This window comes from Bradyrhizobium jicamae, assembly GCF_018130215.1.
Classification (GTDB): domain Bacteria; phylum Pseudomonadota; class Alphaproteobacteria; order Rhizobiales; family Xanthobacteraceae; genus Bradyrhizobium; species Bradyrhizobium jicamae_A.
On the sequence record NZ_JAFCKQ010000038.1, the window covers coordinates 40,465 to 57,021 of the forward strand.

A 16,557-nucleotide genomic window follows, 5' to 3' on the forward strand; every position below is an offset into this window, starting at 1 on the left:
TCAATGCATGATCCGGAAAGGTGTGAAGCGGTTCCGAATAGATCATGCATGGACAAGAAGCTAGGGCACGAAGACCATGAACACGAAAACGGCGAATACCACCATGTGCACCAGTCCGAACATGATGTTCGTGCGCCCGGTGCCGAAGGTGAGCATGCTCAGCATGAATGTCAGCAGCAGGATCAGCATGTCCTGGTTGCTGAGCCCGAGCACCAGCTCCTTGTCGAGGGCATAGGCGGCGACCGCCACGGCAGGTACCGTGAGCCCGATCGTGGCGATCGACGAGCCGAGCGCGAGGTTGATGCTCTTCTGCAGGTCGTTCTTGCGCGCCGCCGACACCGCGGCGACGCTCTCCGGCAGGAGAATGAGCAGCGCGACCACGACGCCGGCAAAGGCCGGCGGCGCGCCGATCCTCGCGGTGACGACGTCGACGACGATGGAGAACTTCTTGGCCAGCAGTACCACCGCCAGCAGCGCCAGCAGCAGCAGAGCGATGCTGACCACCAGCATGCGGTCCGAGATCACCTCGCCATGCTCGGCCGCCTCGTTGGCACCGCTGACGAAATAGTCGCGGTGGCGGATCATCTGGGTGTAGAGGAACACCGCATAGAGCAGCACGGTGACGATGCTCACGACCGCGAGCTGGGCGGTGGAATAGACCGGCCCTGGCGCGGTGAGCGTGAAGTTCGGCATATCGAGCGTGATGGTCGCGAGCACGAACAGAACGCTCAGATAGAGGTTCGCGCCCGTGATCTGGAAATCCTGCTCGCGATAGCGGATGCCACCGATGAAGATGCAGAGGCCGACCAGGCCGTTGCAGACGATCATGACCACCGCGAACACCGTGTCGCGCGCCAGCGTCGGGGCCGGCGTGTCGCCCAGCATGATGGTCGAAATCAGCGCCACCTCGATGACGGTGACCGAGAGCGTGAGCAGCAACGTGCCAAAGGGTTCGCCGATCCGCTCCGCGATCATCTCGGCATGATGGACGGCGGCGAACACGGTACCGAACAGGATCACCAGCAGGACGATCGCGAACAGCCAGCCGCCCGCCGAGGGTTGGAACGAGTAGCCGAGGGCCGTGACCGCGGCGAACAGCAGCACGGCCAGGGCGGGAAACAGCCAGGACGACCGCGGCATCGGCCCGTGTACGCTCATTTATTCAGTCCCCCACTCCATCTCGTCCGATTATGCGCCAGACCTTTGCCGCCGTCAGCCCTTTGGCGCGGCGATGAACTGCCGCGCCTTCTCGACCGCACCGAAATCATCCAGATTGTCGTGCCCGCCGCCCGGGAAACGGACGAACTGCTTGGGCTCATGCGCAAGGCCGAACAGGCGTTCGCCGAAGCGGATCGGGATCGCCGGATCATCGGTGCCATGCATGATCAGGAGCGGCGCCGTGACGCGCGCAATGCGCCGGTCGGAGTGGAATTGATCCCGCATCAACAGGCTGACCGGCACATAGGGAAACAGTGCGCCGGCGACCTCCGCAGTCGACGTGTAGGGTGCCTCGAGGATCAGCCTGCCGACCGGATGCTCGGCTGCAATCGCGACGGCGACGCCGGTCCCGAGCGAGAAGCCCCAGACCACGATCCGCTCCGCGCTGTAGCGCGCCGTGGCGAACGCATAGGCCGCAGCGGCATCCTGCAGCAATCCCTGCTCGCTCGGATAACCGCTCGAACCGGCATAGCCGCGGTAGGACAGTGCAACCAGTCCGGTGCCATCGGCGACGACACCCTTGAACCGCGCCACTCGTCCGGCGAGGAAATCACCATTGCCGGGAAAGAACAGCACGACGGGCCGCCCCGGCTGCGCCGGCACGTGCCAGACGATCACCTTCTCGCCGTCCGCGCTGGTCAGGACATGCTCTTCCGCTTCGGGAAATCCGGCGGCGGCCGGCGCGGTCCGTCCGACCGGTGGAATCGGGAACAGCATTTCGCGCTGCTTGATAAACAGCCATGCGAGGCCGGCGAGGTAGACGACGGCGACGACGATGACGAGCCATTTCAGGATGGTGATGATCAGGGCCATCCCGGTGAGCCGTCGCTACCCGTGCAGCCGGGATTTGCGCAGCTTCTCGACGTCGAGCCTGATGCTGTCCGGGTTCGCCCGGCATGCGCACGCTGTCGCATGCCACTCCCGGTTCAGCGCCACCCTCGCCTCACATCGCCTTGACGATGTTCTCGGTGACCTTCTTGGCGTCACCGAGCAGCATCATGGTGTTGTCCCGGTAGAACAGCGGATTGTCGATGCCGGCGTAGCCGGAGGCGAGCGAGCGCTTGATGAACATCACGGTGCCGGCCTTCCAGACCTGCAGCACCGGCATGCCGTAGATCGGCGAGGTCTTGTCCTCTTCGGCGGCCGGATTGGTGACGTCGTTGGCGCCGATCACGAAGGCGATGTCGGCCTGGGCGAACTCCGAGTTGATGTCCTCGAGTTCGAACACCTCGTCATAGGGCACATTGGCTTCGGCCAGCAGCACGTTCATGTGGCCGGGCATGCGGCCCGCGACCGGGTGAATGGCGTATTTCACCTCGACGCCTTCCTTCTTCAGGAGATCGGCCATCTCGCGCAGCGCGTGCTGGGCCTGCGCCACCGCCATGCCGTAGCCGGGCACGATGATGACCTTTGAGGCGTTCTTCATGATGAAGGCGGCATCGTCGGCGGAGCCGAGCTTGGCGGGCTTCTGCTCGCCCGAGCCGCCGCCGGCTGCCGCGGTCTCGCCGCCGAAGCCGCCGAGGATCACCGAGATGAACGAACGGTTCATCGCGTGGCACATGATGTAGGACAGGATCGCGCCCGACGAGCCGACCAGCGCGCCGGTGATGATCAGCGCCGAGTTGCCGAGCGTGAAGCCGATGCCGGCCGCGGCCCAGCCCGAATACGAGTTCAGCATCGAGATCACGACCGGCATGTCGGCGCCGCCGATCGGGATGATCATCAGCACGCCGAGCGCCAGTGCGAGGATGGTGATCAGCCAGAAGTCGATCGCGCTGCCGCTCAGCACGAGCCCGACGATGAAGAACACCAGCGCCAGGGCCAGCACGATGTTGATGACGTGACGGAACGGCAGGATGATCGGTGCGCCGCTCATCCGCGCCGAGAGCTTCAGGAACGCGATCACCGAGCCGGTGAAGGTCAGGGCGCCGATCGCGACGCCGAGCGACATCTCGACGAGGCTCTGCGGATGGATGTTGCCCGGCGTGCCGATGTCGAAGGCCTCGGGCGCATAGAACGCGCCGGCGGCGACCAGCACCGCGGCCATGCCGACCAGCGAGTGGAAGGCGGCGACCAGTTCGGGCATCGAGGTCATCGGCACGCGGCGGGCGATCACCGCGCCGATGCTGCCGCCGATTGCGATGCCGAGAATGACGAGCAACCAGGCAAAACCGTCGGCCGGCGGATGGTTCGCCAGCGTGGTGCCGACCGCAATCGCCATGCCGATCATGCCGAACAGGTTGCCCTGGCGCGACGACGCCGGGCTCGACAGCCCGCGCAGCGCCAGGATGAACAGCACGCCTGCCACGAGATAAAACAGTGCAGAGAGATTGGCGCTCATCTCAGGTCCCCCAATGTCCAGATCACCCCGAGGTGATTGCCGCTCACTTGGCCTTCTTCTTGTACATCGCCAGCATGCGCTGGGTGACGAGGAAGCCACCGAAGATGTTCACGCAGGCGAAGATCAGCGCCACGAAGCCGAAGCCGCGGGCCCAGCCGGAGCCGCTCGAGACCAGGCCGACGCCGACCGCAAGCAGCGCGCCGACCACGATCACCGAGGAGATCGCGTTGGTCACGCTCATCAGCGGCGTGTGCAGCGCCGGCGTCACCGACCACACTACGAAATAGCCGACGAACACGGCGAGGACGAAGATCGACAGCCGGAAGATGAAGGGGTCGACGAGCTGTGCAGCATGCTCCATGGCTTCTCTCCTTACGCCCAATACTCAAGCGGTTTTCGGCTGGAAGTTCGGGTGGACCACGGCGCCGTCCTTGGTCAGCGCGGTGGCCTTGACGAGCTCGTCATCCCAGTTCACTGCGAGCTTTTTCTCTTTCTTGTCGACCATGGTCTCGATGAAGGAGAACAGGTTGCGCGCATAGAGGCTGGAAGCCGAGGCCGCGACACGGCCGGCGACGTTGGTATAGCCGACGATCTTGATGCCATCTGTCTCGACCACCTCGCCGGGCCTGGCGCCCTCGACATTGCCGCCGCGCTCGACCGCGAGATCGACCAGCACTGAGCCCGGTTTCATGGACTTCACCATCTCGCCCGAGACCAGCTTCGGCGCCGGGCGGCCGGGGATCAGTGCGGTCGTGATCACGATGTCCTGCTTCTTGATGTGCTCGGCGGTCAGCGCGGCCTGCTTGGCCTGGTACTCCTTGGACATCTCCTTGGCGTAGCCGCCCGCGGTCTGCGCGTTCTTGAATTCCTCGTCCTCGACGGCGAGGAATTTCGCGCCCAGGCTCTCCACCTGCTCCTTGGTGGCGGGGCGGACGTCGGTCGCGGTGACGATGGCACCAAGGCGCCGTGCGGTCGCGATCGCCTGCAGGCCAGCGACGCCGACGCCCATCACGAACACCTTGGCGGCCGGAACGGTGCCGGCCGCGGTCATCATCATCGGGAAGGCGCGGCCGAAGGCTTCCGCACCTTCGATCACCGCGCGGTAGCCGGCGAGGTTGGCCTGCGAGGACAGCACGTCCATCACCTGCGCGCGGGTGATGCGCGGCATCAATTCCATCGCGAACGCCGCGACGCCGGCATCGGCCATCGCCTTCAGCGCGGCCTCGTTGCCATAGGGGTCCATGATCGCGATGACGAGCGCGCCGCGCCTGTATTGCGACAGTTCGGAGGCTTCGGGCCGCTTCACCTTGATGATGATGTCGGCGTCCTTGAGCGCATCCGCGCTGACGGTCGCGCCCGCCGCGGTGAATTCCGAATCAGGCAGGCCCGACTTGATGCCGGCGCCCGGCTCGACGGCGACCTCGGCGCCGAGCGCCTTGAACTTCTTGATGGTATCGGGCGATGCCGCAACGCGCGGCTCGGACGGATCGATTTCCTTGGCAACGGCGATCTTCATGGGCCCTCCGGCGGCGCAAGCGGCGCGCGCATCTTCAAACTAGCGTTATTTTCGCCAGATTGGATACCCGGTTTTTGCTACCGGTTTCGACAGGAATTGCGGCACCGCCGCAGACAGCGGTGCACCAGCCACTCGAAAGTCAGACCAGGAAATAGGCCATCAGGATGAGAATGATCGCAACCGTGATCGTGCCGTATTTGACCAGCGTGAGAAACCCCTCATAGGTCTGCTCATGCGCCACGTAGTCGTTGCCGTCAGCGGTCGTATAGGCCACTTCGCTATGGTCAGCCATCGATGTCCCCAGTCAGAATTCACGTCTGGCGAGGCATTACCGCAAACGGGATGACAGGGCAACGGCGCGGTCCCTATCGGGTCATCGGGAAAGCCGATTGTCGGGGATTCCGGCCATTCCCGAGGCCAAGGACGATCGCTGACGTGCTCGGGCAGGATTTGTCTCCCAATCACGCATGGCGTGGAAAATCATGCCGTCAGGCGCAAAATACGCACCAAGGATCGCCTCGGGACCGGACCTGGTCCGGCGCCGACGGGCGCAGGCCCGGAAGCGTTTTCGAGCGAAGTGGATGCCGGCTCGCGTCAAGAAGACGCCTCGAAACAACATCCAGGGCCCCGTTCCGATTCCATCCGGACCGAGCTCTAGCCCATCGCCTCCAGCTCGTCGATCATGCCTGATATCACTGAGAGGCCCCCGTCCCAGAACTTCGGATCCTTGGCGTCGAGCCCGAACGGCCTGAGCAGCTCGGAATAATGCTTGGTGCCGCCGGCGGCGAGCATGTCGAGATAGCGCTCGGCAAAGCCCTCGGACGCGTGCTCGTAGACCGCGTAGAGCGAATTCACCAGGCAATCGCCGAACGCATAGGCGTAGACATAGAACGGCGAATGGATGAAGTGCGGGATGTACATCCAGAAGGTCTCGTAGCCCGGCTTGATCTCGATCGCGGGACCGAGGCTCTCGCCCTGCACGCCGAGCCAGATCTGGCCGATGCGCTCGGCGGTGAGCTCGCCGTTCTTGCGCTCGGTATGCACGGCGCGCTCGAACGAGTAGAACGCGATCTGCCGCACCACGGTGTTGATCATGTCCTCGACCTTGCCGGCGAGCAGCGCCTGGCGCTGCTTGGCGTTTTTGGTCTGGGACAGCAGCCGCTTGAAGGTCAGCATCTCGCCGAACACGCTGGCGGTTTCCGCGAGCGTCAGCGGCGTCGGTGCCATCAGCGCGCCGTTCCTGGCCGCCAGCACCTGGTGGACGCCGTGGCCGAGCTCGTGTGCGAGCGTCATCACGTCGCGCGGCTTGCCCTGATAGTTCATCAGCACGTAAGGGTGGGCGGACGGCGTGGTCGGATGCGAGAACGCGCCCGGTGCCTTGCCCGGCCGCACCGGCGCATCGATCCAGCGATCGACGAAGAAGCGTTCGGCGATCTCGGCCATCTTGGGCGAGAAGCCGCGATAGGCCGACAACACCATGTTGCGTGCCTCGGGCCAGGCGATGCTGCCGGTCGCCGCGAACGGCAGCGGTGCATTGCGGTCCCAATGCGGCAGCTTCTTCTTCTTGAACCAGCCCGCCTTCAACGCATAATACCGGTGCGAAAGCTTCGGATAGGCCGCGCGCACGGAGGCCACCAGCGCATCGACCACCTCGCGCTCGACGCGGTTGTTGAGATGGCGGGAATCCGCGACATCCTGGAATCCGCGCCAGCGATCGGAGATTTCCTTGTCCTTGGCGAGCGTGTTGGTGACGAGCGCAAAGGTGCGCTCATTGTCCTTGAAGGTCCTGGCCAACGCCTGAGCCGCGGCCTTGCGCCTGTCGCCCGCCTTGTCCTGCAACAGGTTCAGCGTCGGCTCGATCGCGAGCTCCTTGCCGGCGACCTTGAAGCGCAGGCCTGAAATGGTCTGGTCGAACAGCCGGTTCCAGGCAGCGTAACCGCTTTGCGCCTTCTCATGGAAGAGCTGCTCGACGCGGTCCTCGAGCTGGTACGGCTTGTCCTTGCGCAAATCGTCGATCCACGGCCGGTAATGCCCGAGCTCGGGCTCGGCCATCGCGCGCTCGATCACATCATCGTCAACACGATTGAGCTCGAGCGAGAAGAACAGGAGATGCACCGAGGCCGCCGTCAGCCGCTCGGACACGTCGCCATAGAATTTCGAGATCGCCGGATCGACGCTGTCGCCGGCGTGCACGAGCCCGGCGTAAGAGCCGAGACGGCCTGCGAGATCGTCGATCGCCTCATAGCGCCTGATCGCCTCGGCAAGCCACTTGCCGCCGCCGTCGCGAGCGGTATTTTCCGCGAGCCTGCCCTTGTAGTCGGTCTCAAACGCGACGCAATCTGCATCCATCTTTTGCAGGTCACGTGCGACTTCGGGCGCGTCGATACCGGGGTAGAGGTCTGCCAGATTCCATTCCGGCAGCTTGCCGGTATTGCCGACGGCCTGCTTGGCCGCACGCTTTGCAATGGTCGACTTGCGTTGCGCGGTCGTCTTGCGGAGAGCGGACTCTTTGCGGAGAGCGGATTTGGAGCGCGAGGTCATCTTGTTCGAAACCTTACTTCAGTCGGAAAGACGGCGGCGGGCGAATAAGCGCGGGATTGCAACGTTTAAGCAGGCGTTAATCGGCATCGGCGACAGTGCCCCGATTCGAGACAGATAAACGTAACGTGCGGGGAAGACCATGGCTGCCACCATTTTGATCGCCGATGACGACGCAGTACAGCGCCGTTTGGTTGAAAACATGGTGCAGAAGTGCGGCTACGAGCCTCTCGTCGTGGACAGCGGCGATGCCGCGATAGCGGCCCTGACCGCCTCCGACGCCCGGACCATCGATGCGGTCGTGCTCGACCTCGTGATGCCTGGCCTCGATGGCCTTGGTGTCCTCGCAAAGATTCGTGAAGCTGGTTTGAACGTCCCCGTCGTCGTGCAGACCGCGCATGGCGGCATCGACAATGTCGTGTCGGCGATGCGCGCCGGCGCCCAGGATTTCGTGGTCAAGCCGGTCGGCTTCGAGCGGTTGCAGGTCTCGCTGCGCAACGCGCTCAATGCCTCCGCGCTCAAGGGCGAATTGCAGCGGATCAGGCACAGCCGCGAGGGCCGGCTGACCTTCTCCGACATCATCACCCGCAGCGAGGCTATGACCGGAGCGCTGCGCACCGCGCAGAAGGCGGCATCCTCGGCCATTCCGGTGCTGATCGAGGGCGAATCCGGCGTCGGCAAGGAATTGTTCGCACGCGCCATCCACGGCAGCAGCGAGCGCAAGGCGAAGCCCTTTGTCGCGGTCAATTGCGGTGCGATCCCGGACAATCTGGTCGAGTCGATCCTGTTCGGCCATGAGAAGGGCGCGTTCACCGGCGCCACCGAGCGGCATCAGGGCAAGTTCGTCGAGGCGCATGGCGGCACGCTGTTTCTCGACGAGGTCGGCGAGTTGCCGCTCACCGCGCAGGTGAAGCTGCTGCGCGCGTTGCAGGAAGGCACCGTGGAGGCGGTCGGCGGCCGCAAGCCGGTCAAGGTCGATGTCCGCATCATCTCCGCGACCAACCGCAAACTGCTCGACCTCGTGAAGGCCGGCCAGTTCCGCGAAGACCTGTTCTATCGCCTGCATGTCCTGCCGCTGACCATCCCCGCCCTGCGCCAGCGGCGCGAAGACATCCCGCATTTGCTGCGGCATTTCCTGGCCCGGTTCTGCGCCGAGGAGAACCGCACCATCACCGGCATCAGCGGCGAGGCGATGGCGCATCTCGCGCAGCTCGACTGGCCCGGCAATATCCGCCAGCTCGAGAACACAGTGTATCGCGCCGTGGTGATGAGCGACGGCGACCAGCTCGGGCTGGCCGATTTCCCGCAGGCCGCGGCACATGCCGCCCCCGAGGGCAGGGCCGCACATACCGAGCCGCTGGTCGTGTCGCCATCGACGGCGCCCGCGATGACATCCGGTAACGAAATACCGATCGCGGCTCTGCCCAGCACCGCCGGGATGCTGTCGATGCTGAACGGCTCCGGCGACGTCCGTCCGCTGGAAGATCTCGAGAACGAGATCATCCGGTTCGCGATTTCGCATTATCGCGGCCAGATGTCCGAGGTCGCCCGCCGCCTCAAGATCGGCCGGTCGACGCTCTATCGGAAGCTCGACGAAGCCGCAGCCGGCGATCGCACGGACGAGGCGCATTAGAACGACGCGCATGTGTGACCGCGTCACGCGTGCGCGGGTTGCGCGGGTTGCGCGGCGGGAACCTTCGAACCGTGGCTTGGCGGTGACAGACAAACGCTTGACTGCATGGCAAAAACGCACGAACGGAACAAAACTCGGTTGTTCGAAGTCAGTTTGTCGTGAGTTGCCCCGCATGGCGCTGGCTGCATGAAAGGGGCGTCTGTATCGTCGGCGTTCGTTGCGTGCACGCGTGCGAATAGATCGAGAAGGCCAGCGCTTTCGCGCGAGCTGACGAAACCAGACACTGACTTGAACTGTCCCGGAACCGGGCAGTTTCACCCGGGGGGTGCGATGATGCGTGACCGTTCGAACAACCGTCGGGGATACGACCGCGTCTTGATGGCCGTCGCGGCGACATTCCTCACGGTGTCCGCGACCTCGGCCCTCGCGCAGGACACGCCGCGCGCAAGCGCCGCGGAACTCGCGATCGATGCAGCAATCCCGCGCCCCGAACCCGCCAACGTTCCACCGCCCACCGCGAGCGATTTCAAGCCGGATGCGACCGGAGCGCTGCCTGATACAGCGAAGGTATCGGATGCGAAGGCCACTGATCCCAAGACCTCCGACAGCAAGACCTCCGACAGCAAGCCCTCCGACAGCAAGCCCTCCGACAATCAACCGACCGAGCCGAGCACCGCTGCAAAGGCGGTCGAGCCGAAGCCGGGCGATGTCGCGACCACGCCAGCGACCGACACCAAATCCACCGAGACGAAGTCAACCGAGACCAAGCCCCTCGAGGCACCGAAGACCGACACCGCGGTCGCGCCGCCGGCTGCCGCCCCCGCAGCTGAAACCGCCACCGCGCCAGCGGCCACGCCTGCCCCCGCCACCGCGGCTGCACCGGCAGCCGAGCCCGCCAAGGAGCCGGTCAAGGCCGCCAGCAACGTGCCCGCCGACGACCAGCCCGTCGCCGACAAGCTCCGCGAGATGCTGGCCAGCAAGACGCTGCGCGCCTTCGACCGCAAGGTCGAGCGCGCGGCGGCCGAGAAGTTCTACTCGGCCCGGGACTACGCGCCGGTGTTCACGAAGTCCGGCAAGCTGACCGATACCGCCAAGGGCGTGATTGCTCGCCTGAAGGACGCCGCCTCCGACGGACTCAACCCGGCCGACTATCCGGTGCCGGATTTCACGGCCGCGACCTCGCCGGACGCGCTCGCCGACGCCGAGCTGAAGCTTGCCGCAAGCATGCTGGACTATGCCCGCCAGGCGCAGAGCGGCCGCATGCACTGGTCGCAGTTGTCGGCGGACATCCAATATCCCGAACATCCGATCGATGCATCGGAAGTGCTGGCCAACGTGACCTCCGCAAAGGATGCGTCTGCCGCGCTCGACAGCTACAACCCGCCGCAGAAGCTCTACAAGGAGCTCAAGAAGAAGCTTGCCGAGTTGCGCGGCCAGGGCGACGGCCCCGTCATCACGATCGCGGATGGACCCGCGCTGAGATACATGCCAGCCCGCGGCAAGAAGCAGGCTGCGGTCGAGATGGACGATCCGCGCGTGCCGGACCTGCGCACCAAGCTCGGCATCACGGAAAACGCCGACAGCACGAAGTACGACGCGGCCGTAGCCAGGGCGGTCGAGAAGTTCCAGGACAGCGTCGAGCTGAAGCCGACGGGCATTCTGGACGATCGCACCGTGAGGGCACTGAACAGCCCGAAGCGGGACAAGCAGATCGACACCGTGATCGTCAACATGGAGCGCTGGCGCTGGTTGCCGCGCCAGCTCGGCGCGGCCAGTGTCGGCAACGCCTATGTGATCCTCAACATCCCCGACTACACGCTGAAGGTGATGCAGAACGGTGCGCAGGTCTGGACTACGCGCGTCGTGACCGGCAAGCCCGGCCAGCACGCCACGCCGCTTTTGACCGAGACGATGAAGTACATCACGGTCAACCCGACCTGGAACGTGCCGCCCTCGATCATCTACAACGAATATCTGCCGGCCCTGCAGCAGGATCCGACCGTGCTGCAGCGGATGGGCCTCAAGCTCGAGCGCGACCGCGACGGCTCGATCCACATCTCGCAGCCGCCGGGTGAGGCCAACGCACTTGGCCGCATCCGCTTCAACTTCCCGAACAAGTTCCTGGTCTATCAGCACGACACGCCGGACAAGTACCTGTTCGCCAAGGAAGAGCGTGCCTACAGCCATGGCTGCATGCGCGTGCAGAACCCCGATCAGTACGCCTCCGTGCTGCTCAATATCACCGAGCCGAACGAACATTACACGCCGGAGCGGATCCGCAGCATGTACGGATCGAACGAGGTCGACCTGAAGTTCCCGACACCGATCCCGGTGAACATCACCTACCAGACCGCGTTCGTGGACGACGCCGGCAAGCTGCAATTCCGCAAGGACGTCTACGGCCGCGACGCCACCATGCTGTCGCTGCTGAAGAACAGCCGCGGCAAGGATCTGGAAGCGGTCGTGGCGCACGCGCAGCCGAGCTACTCGCGGCCGCCGAGCAGCAGCTTGCCCGCTGGCGTGAATGTTGCCGGCGACAACGGCAGCTGGAATTCCGGACCAAACTTCTTCGAGCGCCTGTTCGGGGGATTCGGACAACCGGAGCCGCAGCCGGCCCGTCGCGGTCAGGCCCAGCAGCAGCGCCGGGTCTATACCCGTTAATTCACCGCAGGGCTGATTCCGGTAAATTTTGAAGTGAAATCAACGAATTCGCCGCCTTAGCGAGATCGTTTGTGTTAACTATTATCCATCGCCGCTTCGGCACTGGGCACGTTTTTGCCACACTCGACCAGTTAGTTAAGCCTAACTTGGGGGCGGGTCGGTAAACCTCGGTTAACCGTCCCGCTTTAAGAAAGCGTTCACCGTCTTCTGCAGGGGGTCTGCGAAGATGCCGATCGAACGCTCGTCGACTGGGTGGGCTCAAAGTGCTGGCTGTTCTCGCACGCCGCTTCTATCCGCTGTCGCTGCCGAAGGCCGGGTACCAAGTGGGCCTGACCTCGCTGCTGCTGCTTGCGGGAGCCGGATCCGTCCACGACGCCACCGCGCTGAACGAAACCCGCACCCTTTCCTTCCACCACACCCATTCCGGCGAAGACCTCACCATCACCTTCAAGCGGGACGGCCGCTATGACGAAGCCGCGCTGAAGCAGCTCAATCACTATTTGCGCGACTGGCGCACCCAGGACGAGACGGTGATGGACCGTCACCTGTTCGATATCCTCTGGGAAGTCTATCGCGACGTCGACGGCAAGCAGCCGATCCAGATCGTCTCCTCCTACCGCTCCCCCGCCACCAACGCCATGCTCCGCCGCCGCTCCTCGGGCGTTGCGCGTCACAGCCAGCACATGCTGGGGCATGCGATGGACTTCTACATTCCCGGCGTGCCGCTGGAGCAGATCCGCTACGCCGGACTCCGCTTGCAGCGCGGCGGCGTCGGCTTCTATCCGACCTCCGGCTCCCCGTTCGTCCATCTCGACACCGGCAGCATCCGCCATTGGCCGCGCATGACGCATGATCAGCTGGTCAAGGTGTTCCCCGACGGCCGCACCGTGCATATCCCGACCGACGGCACACCGCTGAAGGGATACGAGCTCGCCAAGGCCGATATCGAGCGACGCGGTAACGGCGACGATGCCGCGACCGTCGCCAGGCCCAGCCTGTTCGCCAGGCTGTTCGGGGCCGGCAAGTCCGATGATGACGACGATGCTGGCGCCGCCGACGCGAGCGACAGGCCGGCGGCGAACGCCGTGGTCGCCGCCGCGATCCCGGCCAAGTCCGCCGATCCCGTTCCGATGCCGCGCGCCAAGCCGCAGATCGCGGCCGCGATCCGGCTCGCCGCAGCCGACGCCCAGCTCGTGCCGTCGCCGAAGGCCAAGCCGGAGGTTCTGGATGCCGCCGCGAGCGAGCCGAAGCCGCAATCGCCCAGCGACATCATCAACGCGCGCGGGTTCTGGGGGGACGATGCCGCCGGGCCCAAGCAGGCCTCGCCGGCCCAGATCGCCGCGCTGAAGGCGCGTGAGGCGCTCGAAGCCGCCGATCCGCAGGCCACCGCCAGCGTCAAGGACAATTTCAACAGGGCACTCGCCTACGCGCCGGCGGCTTCCTCGCCGGTCGATCGCGCCAATATCGTCGCGGCGACCGCGCCGATCCCGCGCAGCGTGCGCCCGATCCGCAATGCGGCGGCAGCCGCCACCGAGATCAACACCGTGGTGGCGAAGGGCGCGCAGGGCCAGGGCGTGGTGACCACATCCGCGCGCATCTCCGCCGCCAAGAGCAACGACAGCTGGATGCGCGTCGTGATGCTGGCCCCGAGCGCCAGCAATGGCATGCTGACCACCGTGCTCGGCGACACCGACATGGGCCTGATGCGCCAGCATTTCGTGAAGCCGGAGGCCACCGTCACCATGACCTTCTCGGATGATCCGATGATGGGCATGACCTGCGACCGCTTCTCGGGGACCGCGACCGCGGTGCTGCCGACCCAGCCGTTCGTGATGCGCACCGCCTCGCTGCGCTAGGGCAATTTCGCTCGAGAACGCTCCAGGTCCAGGCTCAAGATATCATCGTCAGGCCGGCAATCCTGCCTTGAGCAGGCCGGCTTCGTAGCGCGCCCGGTCCGGCTCCCGCTTGTAGTGCTGGGTCGCGAGATGCGTGGCGACCGAGAAACCCGGCTCGCGCTTCAGCACCTCTGCGGCGTGCGCGGCGGCCGCCACCGCATTGCCCATCTGCGCCAGCGTCGCCGCGAGGAAGGCGTGGTGGGTGTGGTCGGGCCGCGTGATCCGCGAGAACGCCTCGGCCGCATCCGCGTATTTCTCGGCGCAGTAGCAGGCCCGACCGAGATGGCTCCAGAACCGCTCCGGATGGAACGGGTTGAGGCGCATCGCCCGCTTGATCCAATCGATGCCCTCCTCCGGCCGCCCAAGCCATGTCAGGAGTTCGCCCTGCTGTACGACCACGAGGTCGTAATTCGGGTTCAGCGCAAGCGCGCGCTCCTGATGGAAGGTTGCCTTGTCGTGGTTGTCGCGGTTGAGGTTGAGCGCGGCGAGGATCCGGTGAACGTCGCTATCGTTGTCATCGAGCTTGAGCGCGATCTCGAGCTCTGCCGCGACCTGCGCGAAGGTCGCGTCGCGATCCTCGCACCAGTTATAGACCCATGTCTGCCCGAGCACGCAGGCCCGCCACGCGTGTGCATGCGCGTAGCTCGGGTCGAGCACGATGGCCCGATCGAGCAGTCGCTGCGCCTCGAAATTGTCGTCGCGTGCGGAGCGATGATGCAGCACCTTGGCGGCCAGCACGCACTCATAGGCCGCCATGTTGTCGGTCGGCTGGCGCTTCACGCGGTCATGGGCGGCAGCCTCGACGCGGCCCGGCAAGGTCGACACGATCGCGCGGGTCATCTCGTCCTGGATGGCGAAGATGTCGGCAAGCTCGCGGTCGTAGCGTTCGGCCCAGACGTGCCGGTCGGCCTCGGCATCGATCAGCTGCACCGTGACACGGATCCGCTCGCCCGCCTTCCGCACGCTGCCCTCCAGCACGTAGTCGACGGCGAACTCCTTTGCGACGTCCTGCACCCTCACGGCCTTGCCCTTGTACACGAAGGTCGAGTTGCGCGAGATCACCAGCAGGTCGTGGAAGCGCGACAGCTCGGTGATGATGTCCTCGGTGAGGCCGTCGGCGAAGAATTCCTGCTCGGGGTCGCCGCTCATGTTGACGAGCGGCAGCACGGCAATCGACGGTTTCTTGGCGACGATCCGGGCACTCGTCGCGCCCTTCGCCGACGCGGGAATGCCCTCGGCATCCTGTTCGAGACGGACACGGAACACCCGGATCGGGCGCGTGATGTTCTTGACGGTCTGGTCGCCGAGATCCTCGAAGCTGAGCTCCTCCAGGCGATCGCCGACCTGATCGCGGACTGCACCGGAAACGCAGATGCCGCCGGGCTCGGCCAGCACCTCGAGGCGCGAGGCGACATTGACGCCGTCGCCGAATATGTCGGCGCCGTCGACGATGACGTCGCCGAGATTGACGCCGATGCGAAACTGCATCCATCGCGCCGGCGCCACGTCGGCGTTGCGCTTGGCCATCCGGCGCTGGATCTCGGCCGCACACAGCACCGCATCGACGACGCTGTGGAACTCGACCAGCAGGCCGTCGCCGGTGGTCTTGATGATGCGGCCGCGATTCTTGGCGATGGCCGGGTCGATCAACTCGATCCGATGGGTCTTGAGGCGCGCAAGGGTGCCCGTCTCGTCAGCCTCCATGAGCCGACTAAAGCCGACCATGTCGGCGGCGAGGACCGCAGCGAGCCGCCGCTCTGGTCCTGGCACGTCCATGGGAATGATCTGCCCGGTTACCTCGCCGCGCAGCCTAGCAAAATCCGGAAACCGTCCCAAGCACCTTTAGGGCCTTCAAACGGCGTCTCGAGCCCGGCCCCGCGGCTCACAGCATGCCGAGCGCCTGCATATAGGTCTCCAGGATGGTTTCCTGTTCCTGGCGCTCGTTCGGGTCCTGCTTGCGCAGACGGATGATGGCGCGCAGCGCCTTGACGTCGAAACCGTTGCCCTTGCTCTCGGCATAGACGTCACGGATGTCGTCCGAGATCGTCTTCTTCTCTTCTTCCAGCCGTTCGATGCGCTCGATGATGGACTTGAGCTGGTCCTTGGCAAATCGCGTTGCGGGCTCTTCCTTGACGGCGGCAGACATGGCCATCGCGCACTCCTGAACTGGCATTGAAATGTCACGCGAATACGCGTCGCGCGCACCGCTTGTTGCGGTTGACCCTCGATTTTGGGGGGCCTTCCGTCAAGGAAACATCGCGCTCATCCACAGCGCGCCCACAGGAGATGCGGGTGACTGCGGGAACGACGTCACATTGGCTTAATGTCCGGGATGGGCCTTCTTCATCGCGGCGAGTTGCTCCGCCGTCGCTGTGCCCTGGTATTTCGCCTTCCACTCCTCGTAGGGCATGCCGTAGACCGCCTCGCGGCTCTCGTCCTTGCTCACTGTGATGCCGTTGGCATCGGCCGCTTCCTTCATCCAGTTCGACAGGCAATTGCGGCAGAAGCCGGCCAGGTTCATCAGGTCGATATTCTGGACATCGGTCCGATTGCGCAGATGCTCGACGAGGCGCCGGAACACCGCGGCTTCAAGTTCTGTTCTGGTTTTGTCGTCAATGTCCATCGCCGTGATCCCAGTTTGTGATCCGCACCATATTGATATCAGGTGGGAATTGTCACAGATTTTGCTACATCACCGCGCAAGAACGGGTCCAGACCTTCACACCCGCCCTCCCATAGCGTGGGAAACGCGTTC

Annotated in this window: 13 protein-coding genes; 3 read left to right on the plus strand and 10 right to left on the minus strand. The window is 64.8% G+C overall.

Annotated elements, in window-relative coordinates; genetic code table 11:
- Nucleotides 1-60: 60 nt before the first annotated feature.
- The 7 genes from JQ586_RS29940 to JQ586_RS29970 form a co-directional block, all read right to left on the minus strand.
- The gene (locus JQ586_RS29940) at nucleotides 61-1,158 is read right to left on the minus strand and encodes a calcium:proton antiporter (RefSeq protein WP_212398230.1); all 1,098 of its coding nucleotides are present in this window, start codon (nucleotides 1,156-1,158) and stop codon (nucleotides 61-63) included.
- A gap of 54 nt (nucleotides 1,159-1,212) precedes the next feature.
- Nucleotides 1,213-2,031, minus strand: a complete 819-nt coding sequence (locus JQ586_RS29945; protein WP_212398231.1) for an alpha/beta hydrolase — start codon at nucleotides 2,029-2,031, stop codon at nucleotides 1,213-1,215.
- Between the two features lie 130 nt (nucleotides 2,032-2,161).
- On the minus strand, nucleotides 2,162-3,559 hold the full coding sequence (locus JQ586_RS29950; RefSeq protein ID WP_212398232.1) for an NAD(P)(+) transhydrogenase (Re/Si-specific) subunit beta: 1,398 nt from the start codon (nucleotides 3,557-3,559) through the stop codon (nucleotides 2,162-2,164).
- Nucleotides 3,560-3,602: 43 nt separating this feature from the next.
- Nucleotides 3,603-3,920 carry a proton-translocating transhydrogenase family protein gene (locus JQ586_RS29955; RefSeq protein ID WP_212398233.1) on the minus strand — a complete coding sequence of 106 codons (318 nt, stop codon included), beginning with the start codon at nucleotides 3,918-3,920 and terminating at the stop codon, nucleotides 3,603-3,605.
- Between the two features lie 24 nt (nucleotides 3,921-3,944).
- Entirely contained in the window at nucleotides 3,945-5,075 is a 1,131-nt protein-coding gene (locus JQ586_RS29960) for a Re/Si-specific NAD(P)(+) transhydrogenase subunit alpha (RefSeq protein WP_212398234.1), read from the minus strand.
- A 139-nt stretch (nucleotides 5,076-5,214) separates the two neighbouring features.
- Nucleotides 5,215-5,367, minus strand: a complete 153-nt coding sequence (locus JQ586_RS29965; RefSeq protein WP_212398235.1) for an aa3-type cytochrome c oxidase subunit IV — start codon at nucleotides 5,365-5,367, stop codon at nucleotides 5,215-5,217.
- Between the two features lie 362 nt (nucleotides 5,368-5,729).
- Entirely contained in the window at nucleotides 5,730-7,616 is a 1,887-nt protein-coding gene (locus JQ586_RS29970; RefSeq protein WP_212398236.1) for a M3 family oligoendopeptidase, read from the minus strand.
- A 139-nt stretch (nucleotides 7,617-7,755) separates the two neighbouring features.
- On the opposite strand from JQ586_RS29970, the gene JQ586_RS29975 reads away from it, so the two are divergent.
- From JQ586_RS29975 to JQ586_RS29985, 3 genes are all read left to right on the plus strand, one after another.
- The gene (locus JQ586_RS29975; RefSeq protein WP_212398237.1) at nucleotides 7,756-9,246 is read left to right on the plus strand and encodes a sigma-54 dependent transcriptional regulator; all 1,491 of its coding nucleotides are present in this window, start codon (nucleotides 7,756-7,758) and stop codon (nucleotides 9,244-9,246) included.
- Nucleotides 9,247-9,579: 333 nt separating this feature from the next.
- The gene (locus JQ586_RS29980; protein WP_212398238.1) at nucleotides 9,580-11,907 is read left to right on the plus strand and encodes a L,D-transpeptidase family protein; all 2,328 of its coding nucleotides are present in this window, start codon (nucleotides 9,580-9,582) and stop codon (nucleotides 11,905-11,907) included.
- A gap of 263 nt (nucleotides 11,908-12,170) precedes the next feature.
- The gene (locus JQ586_RS29985; protein WP_212398239.1) at nucleotides 12,171-13,763 is read left to right on the plus strand and encodes a DUF882 domain-containing protein; all 1,593 of its coding nucleotides are present in this window, start codon (nucleotides 12,171-12,173) and stop codon (nucleotides 13,761-13,763) included.
- 48 nt (nucleotides 13,764-13,811) lie between these two features.
- Here JQ586_RS29985 and JQ586_RS29990 read toward each other — a convergent pair whose 3' ends face one another.
- From JQ586_RS29990 to JQ586_RS30000, 3 genes are all read right to left on the minus strand, one after another.
- The gene (locus JQ586_RS29990; RefSeq protein ID WP_212398240.1) at nucleotides 13,812-15,578 is read right to left on the minus strand and encodes an adenylate/guanylate cyclase domain-containing protein; all 1,767 of its coding nucleotides are present in this window, start codon (nucleotides 15,576-15,578) and stop codon (nucleotides 13,812-13,814) included.
- A 106-nt stretch (nucleotides 15,579-15,684) separates the two neighbouring features.
- A complete protein-coding gene (locus JQ586_RS29995; protein ID WP_212398241.1) occupies nucleotides 15,685-15,954 on the minus strand; it encodes a DUF2312 domain-containing protein in 270 nt (89 codons plus the stop codon).
- Between the two features lie 168 nt (nucleotides 15,955-16,122).
- A complete protein-coding gene (locus JQ586_RS30000; RefSeq protein WP_212398242.1) occupies nucleotides 16,123-16,425 on the minus strand; it encodes a DUF1244 domain-containing protein in 303 nt (100 codons plus the stop codon).
- Nucleotides 16,426-16,557 lie beyond the last annotated feature (132 nt).